Below are 19,796 nucleotides of genomic sequence, written 5' to 3'. Positions count from 1 at the left end.
TCGGGCAAGATCATGCGCCGCATCCTGCGCAAGATCGCGGAGGGCGAGGTGTCGCCCCAGGCGCTGGGGGACATATCGACGCTGGCCGAGCCGGCCATTGTGGAGGAATTGATCCGGAACCGGGCCCGGTGATGCTTTCGGCCCCTGGGTCTCATCGAAACCCGCAGCCTTGGCGGGTTCCGATCGTCTGGAAATCGCTCTAGCGGAAGACCGGCACGCTTCCCGATGCCGTCCTTGCAGGGCCCTCCTGCCTCAGCCGCTGGGCGATCTCCGCGATCCGCCCTTCGCCCTCCGCAAGGGCGGCGGCTGTCGTGTGCACCGAATAGGAACCGAGGTGAAGCGGATGGGGATGCGGCCGTGCGGACCCCAGGACGAAGATCGCGCCCGCATCGCCCGCCTGGAGCGTGATCGCCTCCTCTCCCGGCTCGAACAGCGCCATCTCGCCCTGCGCTATCGGGGCGGAGCCGGAAAGACCGCCCTTCGCTACCGCCGCCCAAGCGAGCGAATGGCCGGGGGGCGGTGCGTAGGTCCAGCTTTCCCCGGCTTGCAGGCGGACCAGCAGATAGGTGATCCCGTCAGGCGCGCGGACCGGGCTCTGCGCGCCCGCGTGTCGGCCCAGGATCACATAAGCGGGGCCGGCCATGGGCATATGGTCCGCCTCTATATATTGGCTGTCGACCGGTCCGTTCTCCAGTTCGGGCGGCAGGGCGATCCAGAGCTGGAAGCCCTGCATCAGCGCCGAGCGTCCGGCGGACAGTTCCTTCCCGTGCCAGACGCCGCCGCCCGCGCGCATCCATTCCACGCCGCCGAAGGCCAGCGTGCCGGTGCCCGCCTGCGGATCGTCATAGGTCACGTCCCCTTCGGTGAAGACGGTGACGGTCGCGATGCCCGAATGGGGATGCAGCGGCATGGCGGCGGAAAGCTGCCGCATGTCGCCTGCAAACAGGTCGAGGAACACGAAGGGCTTCAGATAGCGGCCCAGATCGGACGGGCTCATCAGCCGGACGATCGAACCATGTCCGCTGCCGCGCGTGCGATGAACGACCGGGCGGGGGGCCGCCGTGCCGGCCATCATTCCATGAAGGGTTGCCATAATGCTTCCTGTTCCTGCTTCGCAGCGATCGAGACGATGATTTATGGCGGCGGGAATCGGGATGCCAGGCCCATTTCCTCAAAGCATCGTTGCCATATCCGGAACGATCGCCCGGCGCGTCACCCTGCCGCCGCCCTTTCCGCCTGCATCCAGGCGAGTTCGGCCAGTTCCGGGAACGCGTTCGCCCGTTCGCGCGCCTGGGCCGAGGCGGCGGTGCCGCGCAGCGCCCTGCCCTTGATGCCGTGGAAGATCGCCGCCAGCCGGAAGAAGTTGAAGGCGACGTGGAAATCATGATCGGGGATCGCCTGCCGTCCGGTCCGGCGGCAATAGGAGGCCACATACTCCGCCTCGGTGGGAATGTTGAGCGCGGCGATATCCATGCCGCCCAGTCCCGCGACGATGTGGGGCGGCATCCGGTACATCATCGCATGATAGGCGAAGTCCGCGAGCGGATGGCCGAGCGTCGACAATTCCCAGTCGAGCACCGCCAGGACGCGGGGTTCGGTGGGGTGGAAGATCATATTGTCGCAACGGAAGTCGCCATGGACGATCGACGTCTGGTCGTCCGGCGGAATATGCGCCGGCAGCCATTCGACCAGCCGGTCCATGTTCCGGTCCCGCCCGGCATCGGCATCCTCCAGATATTGCCTGGACCAGCGGTCGATCTGACGCTGGAAATAATTGCCGGGGCGGCCATAGTCGGCCAGTCCGATCGCTGCATAATCCAGGCTGTGCAGCCGGGCCAGCGTCTCGTTCATCGCGTCGAAATAGGCAGGGCGGTCATGGCTGGCGACCTGCGGGAAGCTGGCGTCCCAGAATATCCGCCCCTCGACCATGTCCATGACATAGAAGGGGGTGCCGATGACCCCTTCGTCGACGCAGAGGGCATGGACATGGGCGACCGGAAATCCCGCCGATCCCAGCGCGGACAGCACGCGCGCCTCCCGCTCGACGGCATGCGCGCCCTTTACCAGCCGGCCCGGCGGCTTGCGGCGCAGCACATAGTGGCGACCTGGCGTGACGAGCTTGTAGGTGGGATTGCTCTGCCCGCCCCTGAACTGTTCGACGCGGAGCGGTCCCGAATAGCCATCGACATGATCCGCCATCCATCGCGCCAGACCGGCTTCATCGAACCGGTGCGCCTCCCGAACGGCGACGGTGCCGGCGTTTTCCGCTTCACCGGTGCTCATGGCACGTCCCCCGGATGGGCGCGCCCGATGGCCTTGGCGAGCGACCATTTGTGCACCTCCGTAGGTCCGTCATAGATGCGGAAGGCCCGGATTTCGCGGAATATCTGCTCTACCACCGTGTCGCCGCTCACCCCGGTCCCGCCCATGACCTGCACGCAGCGGTCCGCGATCCGCCACAGCGCTTCGGATACCGCCACCTTCGTCATCGAGCTTTCGATGATGCCGGGCGCGCCGGAGTCCAGCACGCCCGCGCACCAGTCGATCATCAGTTCCGACTGTTTCAGGTCGATCAGATTGTCCGCCAGCATGAAGCCCACGCCCTCATGGTCGATCAGCGGCTTGCCGAAGGCCTGTCGCTTGACGGCATAGCCGCGGGCGATGTCGTGCGCGCGCCTCGCGCTGCCCCACCAGCGCATGCAATGGGTGAGGCGCGCGGGCGCCAGACGCACCTGCGCGTAGCGGAAGCCCTGATCGACCTCCCCGAGTATCCGGGTCGCGGGCACCCGCACGCCGTCGAGCCGCACGACGGCATGGCCGCCGGGCATGGTCCCATCGATGGTGTCGAGCAGCCGCTCGACGGTGATGCCGGGGCTGTCCATGTCGACAAGGAACATGGTGGCCGACTCCCCCGTGCGCGCCATGACGATCGAGAAGGCAGCGCCCTCCGCGCCTGTCGCGAAGCTCTTGCGCCCGTCGATGATCCAATGGTCGCCATCGGGGCGCGCCACGGTCCTGAGCATCGAGGGGTCGGAACCGGCCCCATCCTCGTCCGCCGGTTCGGTCATCAGGAAGGCCGACCGCGTCGTCCCGGCGGCAAGCGGCCGGAGGAAGCGGTCGATCTGCGCCGGGGTGGCCACGCGGGCGAGGAGGTGCATATTGCCCTCGTCCGGGGCCGCCAGGTTCATCGCCAGCGGTCCGAGCGGCGAATAGCCGGCCGACCGGAACAGCCGCGCCGTCGCGGCATGGTCCAGCCCCTGTCCGCCCAGTTCCGGCGGCAGATGGGGGGCGATGAGGCCGGCATGGCGCGCCCGCGCCCGCAAATCCTCGACCAGCGCGTCCGATGGGCCGTGACCGCCGATCCGGGGGTCGGTTTCGAAGGGGATCACCACGTCGCGGATGAAGGCGTCCGTTCGCGCGAGCAGTTCGTCCAGACTATCCCGCGTCATGGATGCGATAGCCGCGTCACTGCGCAAGATAGCCGCCATCGATCACCAGTTCGGCGCCGGTCATGAAGCTGGATTCGTCGCTGGCGAGGAACAGCACGCCATTGGCCAGTTCGATCGGCTGGCCCATGCGTCCCAGCGGCGTCGCCGCCACCACCCCGGCGCTGGTTTCCTCCGCCTGATCCTCCAGCACCATGGGGGTGGCGATGATGCCGGGATGGATCGAGTTCACCCGCACATTGTCCGGCGCATAGGTGACGGCGGCATGTTTGGTCAGGTGCCGGACGGCCGCCTTGGACGCATGATAGGCGGCCGCGCCGGGGACCGCCGCGATCCCCCAGATCGACGAGAAATTGACGATCGACCCCGCCCTTTTGGCGCGCATGCCCGGCAGCACGGCGCGCATGCCCAGGAAGACGCCGGTCTGGTTGACCGCGATCACCCGGTCCCAGTCGGCCAGATTCTCATCGGCAAGCGGCAGTTGCGACCCGCCGATGCCCGCATTGTTGACGAGGATGTCGACGGCGCCATGACGCGCCACGATGCCCTCCACCAGCTCCGCCCATTGCCCTTCGTTCGCGACGTCCATGATGGAAAAGCGGATCGCCGGATCGTCATAGGGCGCGTCGGGCGGGTTGACGTCGGTGACATGAACCTGCGCGCCCTCGCGGGCGAAGAGTTCCGCGGTGGCGCGGCCGATGCCGCGCCCCCCGCCGGTGATGATGGCAACCTTGCCCTGCAACCGCCCCATATGATGTCCTTTCGATCCTTCAGCCGATCCCGCCGTCGACGGTGATTTCCGCGCCGGTGACGTAGCTCGCCTCGTCGGAGGCGAGGAACAGCACCAGCCGGGCCACCTCGTCGGTGGTTCCGATGCGCTTCATGGGGATCATGTCCTCGTAGAATTTCAGCCGTTCGGGCGTGTTCTCGCCCAGCATCGGCGTGTCGATGATGCCGGGATGGATCGAATTGACGCGGATGCCGAGCGGCGCGAGTTCCGACGCCGCCAGCTTGCTCATGCCGCGCACGGCCCATTTGCTGGTGGCATAGGCGAAGATGCCGGGAACATTGCCCAGGCCCGCGCCCGACGAGATGTTGACGATGGCGCCGCCGCCGGTCTTCGCCATCGCCTCCGCGGCGGCGCGCATCCCCAGGAAGACGCTGAGCTGATTGACGCGATAGTGCAGGTCCCACAGCGCGGCGTCCGTCTCCAGCAAGGGCGCGGGCTTGTAGACGCCCGCATTGTTGACCAGAATGTCGATCTTCCCGAAGCGCTCCTCCGCCTCGCGCACGACCCGCGCCCAATCGGCCTGTTCCGCCACGTCATGGCGAACGAAATGACCGTTGGCTCCCAGTTCGGCGGCGACCGCCGCTCCGGCTTCGTTGAGGTCGGTGACGACCACCTTCGCGCCCTCCGCCGCGAACAGCCGCGCTTCCGCCGCGCCCTGGCCGCTTGCCGCGCCCGTGATCAGGGCGACCTTGCCTTGCAGCCTGCTCATGCGAACCTCTCCTCCTTCATGGCGATCACCAGCGCCGGTCCTTGCCCCACAGGAACCGCGCCTCGTCCCGGCTGGTGTAATCGGGGTCGAGATAGATGTGCATGCGGGCGATCAGCGCGCCGCGAAATTCGAAGACGCTGCAAAAGCGCCCGCCCGGCGTCGTGCCGCCTTCCCATGTCGCGCCTTCCCTGTCTTCGCCGCGCGTGGTGCCTTCGACCACCACGCTGTCGCCGCTCTCGATGAAGCGCAGCCCGTCAATATCGTGCCCGAACGCCTTGAACGAACCCACAAGGCCGGCGGCGAAGGCCATGAAGTCATCGCGACCCCGGCCGATGCCGAATTTGGGAAAGAAAAATTCGAAATCGTCGGTGAACCCGTCGAGCATGTCGGGCCGACCCGCGTCGCCCCGCCGGAAATAGTCGATCACCGCCATGATGCGGGGCGAATGGTCCTGCTGCTCGGCCATGGGCTCTCCCTCCCTGTCGATTGCTCTAGAAGGTGACATTGTCGCCGCCCTTCAGCGCCAATATCTCACGCGTCTCCGCCGGTGTCGCCACCTCCAGCGACAAAGGCTCCAGGATCGACCGGATCAGCCGCACCTGTTCGGCATTGGACCGGGCGAGCCGTCCCTTGCCCGCATAGAGCGAATCCTCCAGCCCGACGCGGACGTTCGCGCCGTTGATCGCGCCCATGGTGACGAAGGGGATCTGGTGCTTGCCCGCCGCCATGACCGACCAGCGATAATCGTCCCCGAACAGCTTGTCCGCGATGCGCCTGGCGTGGAGCAGGTTTTCCGTGTCCGCGCCGGTGCCGCCGAGCAGGCCGAAGATGGATTGCACGAACAGCGGCGGCGTCACCAGCTTGCGGTCCAGGAAATGGGCGAGCGTATAGAGATGGGCGGTGTCGTAGCATTCGAACTCGAACTTGGTGCCATGACCCTTGCCCAGCCGCTCCAGGATCAGCTCTATATCCCTGAAGGTGTTCTTGAAGATCCAGTCGCGCGACGCCTCCAGATGCGCCGCTTCCCAGTCATGTTGGAAGCTCTTGTAACGCTCCAGCATGGGATACATGCCGAAATTCATCGATCCCATGTTGAGCGAGCAAAGCTCCGGCGATGCGCGCAGCGGCGCGGCGAGCCGCTCGTCGAGCGACATGCCCTGGCCGCCGCCCGTCGTGATGTTCACCACCGCGTCGGTCGCCTGCTTGATGCGCGGCAGGAACTGCATGAACACATCGGGATCGGGCGTCGGCCTGCCCGTCTCCGGGTCCCGCGCATGAAGATGGAGGACGGATGCGCCCGCCTCGGCCGCCTCGATCGCCTGTTGCGCGATCTCGTCGGGCGTCACCGGCAGATGGGGGGACATGGTGGGGGTGTGGACGGCGCCGGTCAGGGCGCAACTGATGATGACCTTCGACACGCGGTTCAATCCTTCGCTGCGGGAAGCCGGATCAGCAGCTTCCCCTGATTCTGCCCGGAATAGAGGCGCGCTATCGCGCCGGGGGCCTCGCCAAGCCCTTCCAATATGTCCTCGCGGTAATGCAGCCGTCCCTCGCGCAGCCAGGCCGACAATTGGGCGACGGCCTCATCGAAGCGATCGGCATAGTCGAACGTCAGGAATCCGCGCATCGTCGCGCGCTTCACCAGCAGGTGACGCTCGGGCCGGGCGCCCTGCGGCCAGGGATCCCAGCTTGCGATGGAGGCGGTGCCGCAAACGGCGATCCGCGCATGCAGGCGCAAATGGCGCAGCACCGCGTCGCTGATCGGCCCGGCTATATTGTCGAAATAAATGTCGACCCCGTCGGGACAGGCGCGGGCGATGGCGGCATCCAGATCGGGCTCGCCGCGATAGTCGATCGCGGCGTCATAGCCGAACTCGTCCAAGCACTGGCGCCGCTTTTCCGGCCCGCCCGCCAGGCCGACGGTGCGGCAGCCCGATATGGCGGCGATCTGGCCCACGCACGACCCCACCGAACCCGCCGCCGTCGAGACGAGCACCGTCTCGCCGGGACGGGGGGCGCAGATATCGAGCAGCCCGAAATAGGCGGTGACGCCGTTCAGCCCCAATATGCCCAGATAGAGCGACAGCGGCAGATCGGTGTCCGGGACGCGCAGCAATATGGCGGACGGGTCGACCGCCGCATGCTCCTGCCAGCCGAACAGGCCCATAACCCTGTCGCCCGGCGCGAAATCGCCATGCCGCGATTCCACCACCTCTCCGACGGCGAAGGCGCGCATGACGTCCCCGACATGGATCGGGTCGGAATAGTTGCTCGCATCGCTCAGCCAGCCCCGCATGGCGGGCTCGACGGACAGATAATGGTTGCGCACCCATATCTGTCCATCGGCGGGAACGGGCATGGGGCGTTCCTCCAGCGCGAAATGCTCGCTCTGGGGAATGGCCTGCGGACGGCGCGCAAGGATGACGGCATGGTTCATCGCATCAATAGCTGTAGCTGAGCGTCGCGCCATAAGTGGCGGGCATGCCGGTGGTGCGCGCCACCGTATCGACCACATGGGTGACGGTGGTGACGTAGAATTTATTGGTGACGTTGCGGCCCCAGAGCTGGAACTTCCATCCGCTGTCCGGGCTTTCGATGCCGACCCGCAGGTCGAGCACGGCATAGCCGGGCAGGGCGAATTCGGGCGCTCCCCCGAACGCCGCCACGCTGCGCGAGCGGTAGCGGACATTGCCGCCCAGCGAGAGGTCGAGATTGCCGGTCAGCGCGAAACGATAGTCGAGATCGCCGTTGAGCTGCCATTTTGGCGTGCTGGGAAAGGGTTCGCCCTTGATGTCGACGACGGCGGCATAGGGATCGTTGGCGAGGAAGCTCCGGTCGACGCGCGAGTCGACATAGGTCGCGCCGCCATTGAAGGTCAGCCCGTCGACGGGCCGCCAGTTGACGCTCAGCTCCGCGCCGCGGACGCTCGACCTCGGAACCTGCACCAGCCCGGGCAGATTGCCGAAGGCGGTGGTGATGTAGCCGATGATCTGCTTGTCGTCATATTTGTAATAGAAGCCCGCGCCCGTCAGTTGCAGCCGCCGGTCGAGCAGCGAAAGCTTGAAGCCGGCCTCATAGGCGAGCACCGATTCCTGCGTCACCGGGTCGAACTGGCTGGGGAAAAGGCCGGGCACCGTCGGGAAGCTGCCCGCCTTATAGCCGCGCGTGACGTTGGCGTAGAGCAGGCTGTCGGGATTCGGTTTCCAGTTGAGGCTGGCGCGCCAGGAAATATTATCCTCCTTCAGCGACTTTTCGACGCTGGGCACCGGGATGAAGGGCGTGCCATAGCCGACTTCGCCCAGCGTCGCGCAGGCGCCCGGCGCGAGCGCCACCGTCGGCGGATCGAAATTGCGCGACAGGTTCGACAGGAAGCTGAACGCGTTGGAGATCAGGCCGTCCCCCACGTCCAGCAGGCAGCCGCTGAACCGGTTGCGCTGGTCGCTGTAGCGCGCCGAAACCTGCGCCGTCACCCTGTCCGTCAGCTCATAGTCGAGGCTGCCGAACACCGCCTTGGTCGAGATCTTCTGATGGTTGCTGTTGATGAAGGATGTGTAGCGGAACGGCCCCACGCCGCTGTTGCTGGCGACATAATCGCCGCGCTGGTCGTCCCCGGTGGTGTCGTGGCTGTAATTGCCGCCGAGCATCCAGCGGATCGGACCCGCCATGCCCGCGAGCCGCAATTCCTGCGACACCGTCTCTATGTCGGCGTTGATCGTCAGCAGGAAATTATTCTGCGGCACGCCGTCGGTGTCGCTGGGCGAACGCTGCCTGAACCGCGAATAGGCGCTGATCGAGGTCAGGGTCACGGCATCGCTGACGTCCAGGTCGCCGCGCAGCGAGAATTGGTAGAAGCTGTCGTCGCGGCGAAGGTCGGCGCCGGGGTCCCAGTCCGCGATGCGGCTGCGGTTGGGGGCCGGGACGGCGGCTTCCAGTTCTGCCGTGATGTCGGTATAGCCGCCCGCCGACGGAGCCACGGTCGGGGCATATTTCACGAACTGCGCCGCCTGCGTCTCGCTCCGGTCGATCCAGCCATTGGCGTTGAATTCGAAGCGCAGCGTGTCGGTGGGCTCCCAATCGAGCAGCAGGCGGGCGGTGGAATAGTCCCGGCGGCCGAGGCGGTCGGACGGGCGGGTCTGGCTGATCTGCCAGCCGTCGCGATATTCGTGGCGCACCGCGAGCCGCGCCTTCAGATTGGCCGCGATGGGGCCGCTGACGAAGCCCTGCGCATCCACCTGGTCGAACCGGCCATAGCTGAGGTCGATGCCGGCGGCGAGGTGGTCGGTCGGCTTGGCCGCGATATAGTTGATCGCGCCGCCGGTCGAATTCTGACCGAACAATGTGCCCTGCGGCCCTTTCAGCGCCTCGACGCGCTCGACGTCGAGAGACGCCCCCTGCGTCATGGCGAGATAGGGCAGGGGCACCTGGTCGACATAGACGCTGACCGCCGGGGCCACGGCGACGGCGACGTCGTAGAAGCCGATGCCGCGCATCGTGAAGACCGGCGTGCCATAGGCGCTCGGCTGATAGGTGAAGCCGGGAACGATCTTCACCAGGTCCGACGGCTGGGTCACGCCCGCATTTTCAAGCTGGCTGGCGGAGGCCGCCGTGATGGAGACCGGCACGTCGTTCAGCCGTTCCTCACGCTTCTGCGCGGTGACGATGATCTCGCCCACGGCAAGGTCGCGTTGCGGCGCGGCTTCGGCCTGTTCGGCCGGGGATTGCGCATGGCTGCACAGCGGAGCGACGAGCGCGCTGGTCGCGAGCAGGACGCATATGGGCTTCCTCATTTTTCCTCTCCCTCGTTCAAGCCCTGACTGCCTGATCTGGTGGGGCAGCCGGGTTGTTTGTTCATTCCTTGGCGCGGCATCTTCCCGGGCCGCATGCCCTTCGTTCAGGTCAGCGGCGGGCGCGCTTCCACAGCCGCCGGGCAAGGCGCCAGACCGGCGGGGCCGGAACGGTCGGACGGAAGTGGGGCGCATGATCGCGGCGCGCCGATTGTCCGCGAGCGGGCGGCGACATACCAAATGCTCTCGATGAACATCGCATTTCCTCTCCGGAAAGCCCTGTTGTCCTGCCGCCCCGCCCCGCATCGATCGTGGGGGTCAGGGGCGGTTGGCGGTCTTTCGATGCGGCGCCTTGATGTCGTGGACAATCTCGGCGCCGCCGGTTCGCCCTGTCGGCTCGGCTTTTCTTTTCGGGTTTCTGTGACCGTAGAATGCCATGCCGGCGGGCTGTGTCAATATAAAACTCTACATATGTGGAGTATTTCTCAGCCTCCCATTTACGCGCCTGTTATCCGGCTTCTTTGCCCGCCCAGCGACATGCCGCTGACCCCGTCGTGCAGCGTCAGATTGAGCTCGTCGCCCGGTTGCAGGAACCGGCCCAGCGTCTTCATTTCGACGCGCATGCCATCGCGGCGCGCGGCGTCGTTCAGCAGGTTGGTCTTGAGCAGTTCGATCAGGCCCGGCGTGCCTTGCGCGATGACGCCGCCCGGCGTTCCGGTCAGCACCATGTCGCCGGGCTTCAGGTCCATGATCGCCGCGATCTGGGTCAGCGTTTCGGCGGGCTTGTAGATCAGCTGTCCAGTGTTGGCGGACTGGCGGACCTTTCCGTCATAGGTCAGCGAAAGTTCCAGATTGTCGACCGTCGCCGCGACCTCTTCGGGTTCGAGCAGATAGAAGACCGGCCCGGCCGGGCAGAAGGTGCGATAGCTCTTGCCCTGGAACCATTGCATGAAGGACGCGCCGAACATGGTGTCGCGCGCCGACACGTCGTTGCACAGGACCACGCCGGCAAGATAGGAGCCGAGATTGCCGGCCGTCACGGTGGTTCCCGCCTCCAGCGGACGGCGCAGGACGATGCCGACCTCCACCTCATAATCCAGAAGCTCGACCCCCTTGGGACGGACGATGTCGGCATAGGCGCCGCAGAGCGACGAACTCGCCTTGGCGAAAAGGAGGTTCTCCTTGCGCACATGATGACCGGCCTCCGCCGCATGCTCATCATAGTTGAGCCCCTGGCAGATCAGCGTCGCATCGGGGGTGACGGGGCTCAGCAGGGCGCTCGCGGCGAAGCGCACCGCCTCGCCCGTGGCGGTCAGGTCCGGCGCGGCTTCGATCGCGCCGATCAGTTCGCCCAGGGTCCTCGCGCCGCTCGCAATGCCCCGCCCTTCGACCCGGTCGGCCGGCCCCTCGGGCGCATCGCCGGTCAGCACGGCCCAGCGCGGGCCCGCGCCTTCATCATAGCGGACGATCATCAATGCCATCATTCTACTCCTGCATTCCAATGGGGATGTCAGCGAAGCCAGGGGCGCGGGGGCGCCAGCAGGGCGTCGACGATATTGCGGACGAGCGGGGGGGCGTCGGCCGGGGCGGGGGCGGGCGGCCGCATGGAATCGGGCAGGTCGTCGCCCCAGGACCAGAGGTCGCCGCGGGACAGCGGATGGAAACCGGTCGGATAATCGGCGGTCATCAGGTCGCCGTCCGCATAATGTTCCCATTCGTCCCCGGCGGAGTCCTTCCAATAATCGAAGACCTGACTGCCGAGCACATGGCGGCCGATGCCCCAATAATGGTTCCAGCCCCTGCCGCGCAGATATTGCTGGCCCTGCCCCACCGCATCGACGTCGATCGTCTCGGTCGAGATGTGCAGCAGGCGCGATTCCGGCCCGGCGAGCAGCGCGAGGCTGTGATGGTCGGCGGGCTCCGCGCCCCGGTCGAAGCGGAAGAAGCCCAGCACCGGCGCATCCTCGCCCACGGTCGCGACGTCGGTCGGGAGATAGCCGAAATGGCGCCGGTACCAGGTGGCGGTCCGTTCGAAGTCCGGCGTCTGGAGCACGACATGGCCGATGCGGAACACCGGCGCGGGCGCGGTCGGCGTCCGGACCGGCCTGTCGATGCGGCGGCTGGCCACGGGCGAGTTGACCTCGGTCAAGGGCTCCCGCACCGGCAGCGGCTCCAGCGGCGCCGCGCCCCAGAGCAGGTCGACGCGCACGCCCTCCGGATCGAAGAGGCGCACCCGCTCGCCGCCGCCCGGCGCATCCGTCGCTTCGACCGGCGACTGGGTGGCGGTGGACAGCCGATCGAGATCGGCGCGGTCCCTGGCGGCAAGGCCGAAGCCGACGAAGGCATCCCGCTCCGATGCGATCAGCTCGACGCAATAGGGTTGCGGTCCATAGCCCCGGAAATGGCGCTGCCCGCCGCTGCCGCCCGCGACCGGCACGAAGCCGAAATCCTCCAGGAAGTGCGCCATGGCGTCGATGTCGCGCCGCTCGAAGCTCACATGGACGACGGCGTCCGCCCGGACGATGGGGTCGACTTGACCGATCATGACCTTGCTCCCCTGATCCGGTCGATCACCGCCATCGGGTCTTCCGGCATGGCGTCGCCGCGCCAGGCGACATGCTGGTCGGGGCGGATCAGCACGAAATCGCGCTCGTAGATCCGCCGGGCATGCGCGTCGCGAATGTCGAGCAGGTCGACCGGCACGCCCCGCTCGCGCGCGGCGTCGAGCAGCGGCTGGGCCGAGGCGTCGGTGAAGCGGACCAAAGTGAACCAGGGCCCCAGCCGGTCGAAGATGGCGCTGCCATCCTCCAGGAACAGATGCGGCGCCCGCATGCCCGGCCAGGTGCTGGGCACATAATCGCGCAGCCGCCATTCCGGTTCGTCGCATTCATGGCAGACGATCGGCGACTGGCGGTAGCGATGGTCGAGTTCGATGCCCCGCGATTCATTCTCCGCATTGCCGAGTTCCGCGATCAGCGCGCCATAGGCGTCGCGCGCGGCGGCCCCCTCCGGCGTGTCGTCATGGATGATCGGGGCATAGGCTTCCGCGATCTTCAGGCGCACGCCCATATGCAGGCGCGACGCGTCGACAATGGCGCGGCCCACCGGCCGGCGCTCCGCCTCTATGCTGTCGAGCAGGGCGGGGCCGCCCCAGCCCTGCAGGATGGCGGCGTATTTCCAGGCGAGGTCGACGGCGTCGCCTATCCCGGTGTTCATGCCGTAACCGCCGGTCGGGATCACCTGATGCACGGCATCGCCCGCCATCCACACCCGCCCGCGCCCATATCCGTTCGCCAGCACCAGATGCGGCGACCAGGGGTTCGCCTGGATCACCTCGATCGGGAATTCCCGGCCCAACGCATCGAAGGCGAGTTGCCGGGGATCGATGGCCGCCGCGTCCGCCCCTTCGGGCAGCATGCAGTGGAGCGTCCAGATCTCCGCATCGTCCTGCGCGATCAGCGTGCTGCCGGCGGGCGACTGATAATGCCAGGCGATGCCGAAGCGCTGGAGCAGGTCGCGCGCCTCCGACCGGAAATGCACCATGAAGAAGCGGGCGACATTATATTGCCCGTCCCAGGCATAGCCCAGCTTCTCGCGGATGATGCTGCCGCCGCCGTCGCAGCCCGCGAGCAGGGCGCAGCGCTGCCGTTCGGTGCGCCCCGTCGCGACTTCGCGCAGATGGACCGTCACCCCTTCGCCATCGTCGTCGAAGCCCTCGACCGCCCAGCCGAACCGCATTTCGACCAGCGGAGATTCTTCCAGCAACCCGCGCAGCAGCGGTTCCAGGACGACCTGGCTCAACCGCATATAGGGTTCCAGCGGCTGCGACCCGTCATTGTTGGCGCGGATTTCTTCCCGCCAGCTTTCGACGTCGGGATAGCGGAAGCGGGCCAGTTCCCACTCGTTCAGCCGCGTCACCCAGGAAACGTCCATCGGATTGCCGCGCGGCACGGCGACGTCGCGTATCTTCTCCGCAATGCCCATGCGGCGGAACAGCTCCATGCTGCGGCCATTGGTCACGTCCATCTTCGGATGGCGCGTGGTCGAGGGATTGCGTTCGAGCAGCAGCGTGCGAACGCCGCGGCTTTGAAGCTCAAATGCGGTGGTAAGGCCGACCGGCCCCCCACCCGCTACGATGACTGGAACATCCACGGGGCATCTTCTCCATCACGGTCATTGCCGTCTGGAGAGCAGGGCTAACATGCCCTGCCGCAGGAGTCCATAAAAACTCTACAGTCGTGGAGTTTATTTGAAGACAGCGCGTTCGACGAGGTTCCAATAGCGTTCGACGGCCTCCTCATTCCTGATGGAAAAGCCAATGGTTTCCGCCATTTCGCGGTTGAGCGACGACAGGGTGGAGGTCATGCCGATGAGCATGTAATAGACATGATCGGGATCGCCCTGCAGGAGCTGGCCCTCCGCCTGCGCCGCCCGGATCTGGGGCAGGATGCGGTCGCGGGTCTTGCTGAGAACCTTCTCGACCAGCCAACCGATTCTCGGACTCGATCCCTGATTCTCGCGCAGCATGAAATGGTGGAACGCGGTATGTTCGACCGTGAAGCGCAGGAAGGTCCGGAACTCGGCCCGCACGCGCTCTGACGCGGACATTCGGGAATCGGGGGGAATGGCCTCGTCCCACATGGTCTCGATCTGCTCGAAGGCATATTCGGCCACCGCCTTCCACAGCGCCTCCTTGGTGCGGTAATGATAGGTGATCAGCGTATATTCCAGGCCCGCGCGTTCCCCGATGCGGCGCACGCTGCTGCCGTCGAACCCGCGCTCGGCAAATTCGTTGAGCGCCGCCTCCAATATCGCCTGGCGCGTTTCGACGGACCGCTGCTGTTCGCGCCGGTTGGTCTTCCGCCGCTGGCCGGGCTGTTTCGCGGCGGCGCTTTCGTCCGGGGCCTTTTTGCGGTTTGTCTCTGCCATTGAGCCTCCAAATTGCAGCCGTGAAGCGGAAGCGTGCCCGTGTCCCCCGGCATCCCGCCCTGCCGCCGTGATCGGGATCGACGTTGGAAGGAGGGCAAGCCGCCTTCGCGCACGCTCTACCCAAGTCAATCGCGCGGATCGAGTCCCGAAACCAGAATGTCGACCAGCTTTTCCGCCACGGTCCCGGCCGGCATCGCCCCTTCCGGATCGTACCAGCGCCCCGGCCAGTTGAGCGCCCCCGCCAGCGCGAAAGCAGCCATCTTCACGTCGATCCGTGCGATCGAACCATCGGCAACGGCGTCTTCGATCAACCTGCGCAAGGCATTGTCGATCTCCCGCTTCAGCGCGCGATAGCGCGGCCTGCTTTCCGGCGAGAGCACTTCGTCCCCGGTCCGGATCACGCATCGCCCGAAATCGTCCATGTTGACCTCGGCATAGCGGCGCAGGAAGCGCGTCAGCCGATGGCGGCCGTCGCCGGGCTCCCGCCGGGCCTGATCGGCCGCTTCCAGCAATTGCTGCAGGCCGATGGTGACGCATTCCAGCAGCACCTGATCCTTGTTGGCCAGATAGTGGTAGATGGTGCGCTTGGATATGCCCAGGCTGGCGGCGACGTCGTCCAGCGACGTCGCGTGAAACCCGCGTTCGTTGAACATCCGCACCGCCGCGCGCAGCACGGCCTCGCGCTTGGCAAGGCGCTCCGCCTCTTTCTGGGCGGGGGTGCGGAATGGTGAAGCGGCGTGCATCAATGTCCTCTTTTCTCCATCGGAGCGTTGACAGGAAACCCGGCGCGACGCAATACACCCAAAAGTGCATGAGTCACTCATGAGTTTCCGGAGGCTGAAATGGATCTGAAGGGAATGGCTGCCATCGTCACCGGCGGCGCGTCGGGATTGGGCGGAGCCACCGCCGCGCGTCTGGCGCGGGGCGGCGCCAGGGTGACGCTGTTCGACCTGAACGCCGAATTGGGGGCGGCCCATGCCGACGCCATTGGTGGCCAGTTCATGAAGGTCGACGTGACGGACGAGGGCGCCGTCGCGGCAGCGTTCGAACAGGCCGAGGCGCTGCACGGCGTCGCGCGCATCCTGGTCAACTGCGCGGGGATCGCGCCGGCGATCAAGACCGTCGGCAAGGAGCATGCGCCCCATCCGCTGGACGTGTTCAGGCGGACCGTCGAAGTGAACCTGATCGGGACATTCTGCATGATCGCCCGCTTCGCGGCTTCCCTGGCGAAGGCGGACGAGATCGAGGGTGAGCGGGGCGTCATCGTCAACACGGCGTCGGTTGCGGCGTTCGACGGCCAGATCGGCCAGGCCGCCTATAGCGCCTCCAAGGGCGGCGTCGTCGGCATGACCCTGCCCATCGCCCGCGACCTGGCGCAGCACAAGATCCGTGTGATGACCATCGCGCCGGGTATCTTCCTGACGCCCATGCTGGAGGCGTTCCCCCAGCATGTGCAGGATGCGCTGGGCGCGCAGGTGCCGCATCCCAGCCGCCTTGGGAAGCCCGACGAATATGCGCAGCTCGTGGACAGCATCATCGCCAATCCCATGCTGAACGGCGAGGTCATCCGACTGGACGGCGCGATCCGAATGGCGCCGCGTTGAGCGGCCCCGGCAGGCGAAGCGCTGGTTCCACGCGCGCGCCTGCCGCCTTCTGGAGCGGGGAACCGGTTTGGTCCGCCGCTCCTCCTCATGTCGAAGGAAGCTGAAAATGGCCGAAGCCTATATTGTCGAGGCGCTGCGTACTGCCGGCGGCAAGCGCAAGGGCGCGCTGTCGGGCGTTCATCCGGCGGATCTGGGCGCCGTGGTGCTGAACGCATTGGTCGACCGCAGCGGCATCGATCCCGCCGCGGTCGAGGATGTCATATTGGGCTGCGTCACGCAGGGCGGCGAACAATCCTTCGCCTTCGGCCGCAATGTCGTGCTGGCGTCGAAGCTGCCCGACAGCGTTCCCGCCGTCACCATCGACCGGCAGTGCGGATCGTCGCAGCAGGCGCTGCATTTCGCGGCGCAGGCGGTGATGTCCGGCACGCAGGATCTGGTGATCGCGGCCGGCGTGGAAAGCATGACGCGCGTGCCGATGGGCTCCAACTTCAATCTGCATGCGCAGGCGGGAATTGGGGAAGGGCCATGGCCCGCCAGCATCCGCGAGCGCTACGGCGTCAACGAGTTCAGCCAGTACCATGGCGGGCAGGCGATTGCCGACAAATATGGCTTCAGCCGCGAAGACATGGACGCCTACGCGCTGGAGAGCCATCGCAAGGCCGCGGCCGCCATCGCCGCGGGCGCTTTCGAGCGCGAGATCGTGCCGGTCGACACGCCGGACGGCCGCTTCGCGCAGGATGAGGGCGTGCGCGCCAATGGATCGATGGAGGCGCTGGCCGGGCTCAAGACGCTGACCGAAGGCGGCACGATCACCGCCGGCAATGCGAGCCAGATGACCGATGGCGCCTCCGCCGTGCTGGTCGCGAATGAGGAGGCGCTGAAGCGGTTCGACCTGAGGCCGCTGGCGCGCATCCATAATCTGACGGTGACGGCGGGCGACCCCGTCATCATGCTGGAGGAACCGATTGCGGCCACGGAAAGGGCGCTGCGCCGGGCGGGGCTGGGCCTGGACGAGATCGACCTGTTCGAAGTGAACGAAGCTTTCGCTTCCATTCCCATGGCCTGGCTGAAGGTGCTGGGCGCTGATCCGGGCAAGCTGAACGTCCATGGCGGTGCGATCGCGCTGGGCCACCCTCTCGGCGCGAGCGGGACGAAGCTGATGGCGACCCTTGTCCATGGATTGAGGGCGCGGGGCAAGCGCTATGGGCTGCAAGCCATGTGCGAAGGCGGCGGCATCGCCAATGTGACCATCGTCGAGGCATTGTGACGGTTCCTGCGGAGCGGGCGTCGCGGGCTTGCGCGCCCGGCGCCCGCGCCGGCGGACCGGCGGATGAACAGGGTTAAGGATGAGTTGACGGGCCGCAAACCCAGGCCGCCTCTAAGCCATTGATCATAATCGCTTTGTGATCGACGCCGTCCGATGTTAGAAAGACGCGCGGTTCCGATGCAGAAGGTTGTCGATGGACAGGAAATTGGCAAGCGAACGGGGTGCCGAACAAAAGGCGCTGGCGGCACGATGGACCATAGCCGCCGAAGCCATGGAGGCGCTGGCCGGCGCGCGGTCGATGGAAGCGATCATAAATGTCCTGCGGGCCTTCGCGCGCCGCGCGGTGGGGGCGGACGGCATCGCGGTCGTCCTGCGCGACGAGGACCAGTGTCATTATATCGCTGAAGATTCGATGGAACCGCTCTGGGCGGGACAGCGCTTCCCGGCATCGAGTTGCGTGTCCGGATGGGCGATGGAGCATCATCGGACGGCGGTGATCCCGGACGTCTTCGACGATCCCCGCGTGCCGGTGGAGGCCTATCGCACCACATTCGTGCGGTCGATGGTGATGGTGCCGATCGGCCGCATCGAACCCATGGCCGCTCTGGGCGCCTACTGGTCCGAATTCGCGCAGCCCACCGACAATGAGATCGCTCTGCTGGAGGCGCTGGCCCGCGCCGCGTCCACCGCGCTGGAGAACGGGCGGCTGTTTGCGTCGCTGGAAGCGCTGAACGACCAGCTCGAACGCCGCGTCCGGGAACGCACCACGGAACTGGAGCGGTCGCAGGACAGCCTGCGCCAGGTCCAGAAGCTGGACATGCTCGGCCAGTTGACGGGCCATGTCGCCCATGACTTCAACAATCTGCTGATGCCGATCGTCGGCGGGCTGGACCTGATCCTGTCGGGCAAGCGGACGCCCGAATCGATCGAGCGGCATGCGACCATCGCGATGCAGGCGGCGGAGAGCGCGCAGACGCTGGTGCAGCGGCTCTTGACCTTTGCCCGCCGCCAGCCCCTGACCGCAAAGGCGGTCGACCTGTCGGACCTGCTTGGCGGGATGCAGGCCTTGCTGACCAGCACGCTGGGACCGCGGATCGCGCTGTCCGTCGATCTCCAGCCGATGGTGCCGCCGGTGCGCGCGGACGCCCATCAGCTTGAGGTCGCGCTGCTCAACCTGGCCGTCAACGGCCGCGACGCCATGCCCGACGGCGGCGCGCTCAGCATAAAGGCGCAGGCGCGCCAAAGCCGCCTGCCCGCCGCGCTGACGCCCGGTCCCTATGTCTGCCTGACCGTCAGCGACACCGGCACCGGCATGACCCCGGCGGTCAAGGCGGCGGCCATGGAGCCCTTCTTCACGACCAAGCCGTCCGGCCATGGCACGGGGCTTGGCCTTTCCATGGTCCATGGCCTTGCCGCCCAGCTTGGCGGCACGGTGGAGATCGACAGCGCCGTGGGGCAGGGCACCAGCGTCCGGCTATGGCTGCCCGTCGAGCGGGCGCCTGCCGTGAAGGCGGCTTCCCCAGCAGTCGAGGAGGGACCGAAAGAGCGTTCGGGCAAGGTGCTGCTGGTGGACGACAACGATCTCGTCCGGAATAGCACGCGGGAGATGCTGATCGACATGGGCTATGAGGTGGTCGACACCGACCGGGCCGAACGCGCGCTCAGCATGATCGAATCCGGCGACCGGCCGGACATCCTGATCACCGACCATATCATGCCGGGCATGACGGGGGTGGAACTGGCGCTGCGCCTGCGGGCCGATCATCCGCACATCGCGTTGCTGATCATATCGGGCTATGAGGGGGTTGACCTGATCGCGCCCGACATCACGCGCCTGTCCAAGCCCTTCCGGCATAATCACTTGCAGGCCTGCATAGCCGCGGCGCGGGCGCAGGCAGCCTGATCCGCATCCTGTTTCGGGGTCACGGCCCCTCTGCGGAGAAAAGCTTGGCGCCGGCCTGGCCCGGATATGTCCTGTGGCGCTTCGCTTCACTCTATTCAGGCTATCCCTGAACAGGATGACTTTGCCGTGGATCGGACGACGCGACCCAGGGCGCATTCGCTTTCATGCCTGAGGCGGCGAGGCCCATTGACGGGAGGGGCCTCGCCCTCTTTCCTCAGGCCGGTTGAGCGACGTCCACCGTGTAATGCGCACTGGTCTTGGCGGCGACTTCCTCCGCCGTCACGCCCGGCGCGCATTCGATGAGGCGGAACGGGCTGTCATGGTCGGGCCGCTGGAACACGCAGAGGTCGGTGACGATCATGTC

17 protein-coding genes are annotated in these 19,796 nt (G+C 66.6%); 3 read left to right on the top strand and 14 right to left on the bottom strand.

Translation table 11 applies throughout. The features are described 5' to 3' along the window. Nucleotides 1-199: 199 nt before the first annotated feature. From A8G00_RS21600 to A8G00_RS21535, 14 genes are all read right to left on the bottom strand, one after another. Nucleotides 200-1,093, bottom strand: a complete 894-nt coding sequence (locus A8G00_RS21600) for a pirin family protein (RefSeq protein ID WP_048575653.1) — start codon at nt 1,091-1,093, stop codon at nt 200-202. A gap of 119 nt (nt 1,094-1,212) precedes the next feature. After that, nucleotides 1,213-2,283, bottom strand: a complete 1,071-nt coding sequence (locus tag A8G00_RS21595) for a phosphotransferase (protein WP_025549446.1) — start codon at nt 2,281-2,283, stop codon at nt 1,213-1,215. After that, on the bottom strand, nt 2,280-3,449 hold the full coding sequence (locus tag A8G00_RS21590) for an acyl-CoA dehydrogenase family protein (RefSeq protein WP_103001635.1): 1,170 nt from the start codon (nt 3,447-3,449) through the stop codon (nt 2,280-2,282). The genes A8G00_RS21595 and A8G00_RS21590 overlap by 4 nt, the downstream gene beginning before the upstream one ends. Before the next feature lie 16 nt (nt 3,450-3,465). Next, entirely contained in the window at nt 3,466-4,197 is a 732-nt protein-coding gene (locus A8G00_RS21585) for a glucose 1-dehydrogenase (RefSeq protein ID WP_025549444.1), read from the bottom strand. 19 nt (nt 4,198-4,216) lie between these two features. Continuing rightward, the gene (locus A8G00_RS21580; protein ID WP_025549443.1) at nt 4,217-4,945 is read right to left on the bottom strand and encodes an SDR family NAD(P)-dependent oxidoreductase; all 729 of its coding nucleotides are present in this window, start codon (nt 4,943-4,945) and stop codon (nt 4,217-4,219) included. 25 nt (nt 4,946-4,970) lie between these two features. Then, nucleotides 4,971-5,411 (bottom strand): nuclear transport factor 2 family protein, encoded by a 441-nt coding sequence (locus A8G00_RS21575; RefSeq protein WP_025549442.1) that lies wholly within the window; start codon nt 5,409-5,411, stop codon nt 4,971-4,973. Nucleotides 5,412-5,436: 25 nt separating this feature from the next. Then, nucleotides 5,437-6,363, bottom strand: a complete 927-nt coding sequence (locus tag A8G00_RS21570; RefSeq protein WP_025549441.1) for a 3-keto-5-aminohexanoate cleavage protein — start codon at nt 6,361-6,363, stop codon at nt 5,437-5,439. Between the two features lie 5 nt (nt 6,364-6,368). Further along, nucleotides 6,369-7,382 (bottom strand): NADP-dependent oxidoreductase, encoded by a 1,014-nt coding sequence (locus A8G00_RS21565; RefSeq protein WP_244968698.1) that lies wholly within the window; start codon nt 7,380-7,382, stop codon nt 6,369-6,371. 4 nt (nt 7,383-7,386) lie between these two features. Continuing rightward, nucleotides 7,387-9,732 (bottom strand): TonB-dependent receptor, encoded by a 2,346-nt coding sequence (locus A8G00_RS21560; protein WP_099186606.1) that lies wholly within the window; start codon nt 9,730-9,732, stop codon nt 7,387-7,389. Nucleotides 9,733-10,226: 494 nt separating this feature from the next. Continuing rightward, nucleotides 10,227-11,213, bottom strand: coding sequence for a fumarylacetoacetate hydrolase family protein (locus tag A8G00_RS21555; protein WP_052816705.1), 987 nt, complete (start codon nt 11,211-11,213; stop codon nt 10,227-10,229). A 26-nt stretch (nt 11,214-11,239) separates the two neighbouring features. Continuing rightward, a complete protein-coding gene (locus A8G00_RS21550; RefSeq protein ID WP_025549438.1) occupies nt 11,240-12,274 on the bottom strand; it encodes a VOC family protein in 1,035 nt (344 codons plus the stop codon). After that, nucleotides 12,271-13,881 carry an FAD-dependent monooxygenase gene (locus A8G00_RS21545; RefSeq protein WP_099186604.1) on the bottom strand — a complete coding sequence of 537 codons (1,611 nt, stop codon included), beginning with the start codon at nt 13,879-13,881 and terminating at the stop codon, nt 12,271-12,273. The genes A8G00_RS21550 and A8G00_RS21545 overlap by 4 nt, the downstream gene beginning before the upstream one ends. A gap of 93 nt (nt 13,882-13,974) precedes the next feature. Then, complete coding sequence (locus A8G00_RS21540) at nt 13,975-14,658, bottom strand: TetR/AcrR family transcriptional regulator (protein WP_025549437.1); 684 nt, start codon at nt 14,656-14,658, stop codon at nt 13,975-13,977. Nucleotides 14,659-14,783: 125 nt separating this feature from the next. Further along, complete coding sequence (locus A8G00_RS21535; protein ID WP_025549436.1) at nt 14,784-15,401, bottom strand: TetR/AcrR family transcriptional regulator; 618 nt, start codon at nt 15,399-15,401, stop codon at nt 14,784-14,786. Between the two features lie 99 nt (nt 15,402-15,500). Between A8G00_RS21535 and A8G00_RS21530 the strand changes: the two genes are divergently transcribed. From A8G00_RS21530 to A8G00_RS21520, 3 genes are all read left to right on the top strand, one after another. Beyond that, nucleotides 15,501-16,262 (top strand): SDR family NAD(P)-dependent oxidoreductase, encoded by a 762-nt coding sequence (locus A8G00_RS21530; RefSeq protein ID WP_025549435.1) that lies wholly within the window; start codon nt 15,501-15,503, stop codon nt 16,260-16,262. A gap of 106 nt (nt 16,263-16,368) precedes the next feature. Continuing rightward, entirely contained in the window at nt 16,369-17,529 is a 1,161-nt protein-coding gene (locus A8G00_RS21525; protein WP_044661040.1) for an acetyl-CoA C-acetyltransferase, read from the top strand. A 193-nt stretch (nt 17,530-17,722) separates the two neighbouring features. Further along, nucleotides 17,723-19,432, top strand: a complete 1,710-nt coding sequence (locus tag A8G00_RS21520) for an ATP-binding protein (protein ID WP_025549434.1) — start codon at nt 17,723-17,725, stop codon at nt 19,430-19,432. Nucleotides 19,433-19,796: the final 364 nt, after the last annotated feature.

The sequence above is a fragment of the Sphingobium sp. SA916 genome, assembly GCF_002894065.1.
GTDB lineage: Bacteria > Pseudomonadota > Alphaproteobacteria > Sphingomonadales > Sphingomonadaceae > Sphingobium > Sphingobium fuliginis.
The sequence above is the reverse complement of the archived record's forward strand: the minus strand, read 5'-3'. Positions and strand labels throughout refer to the sequence as shown.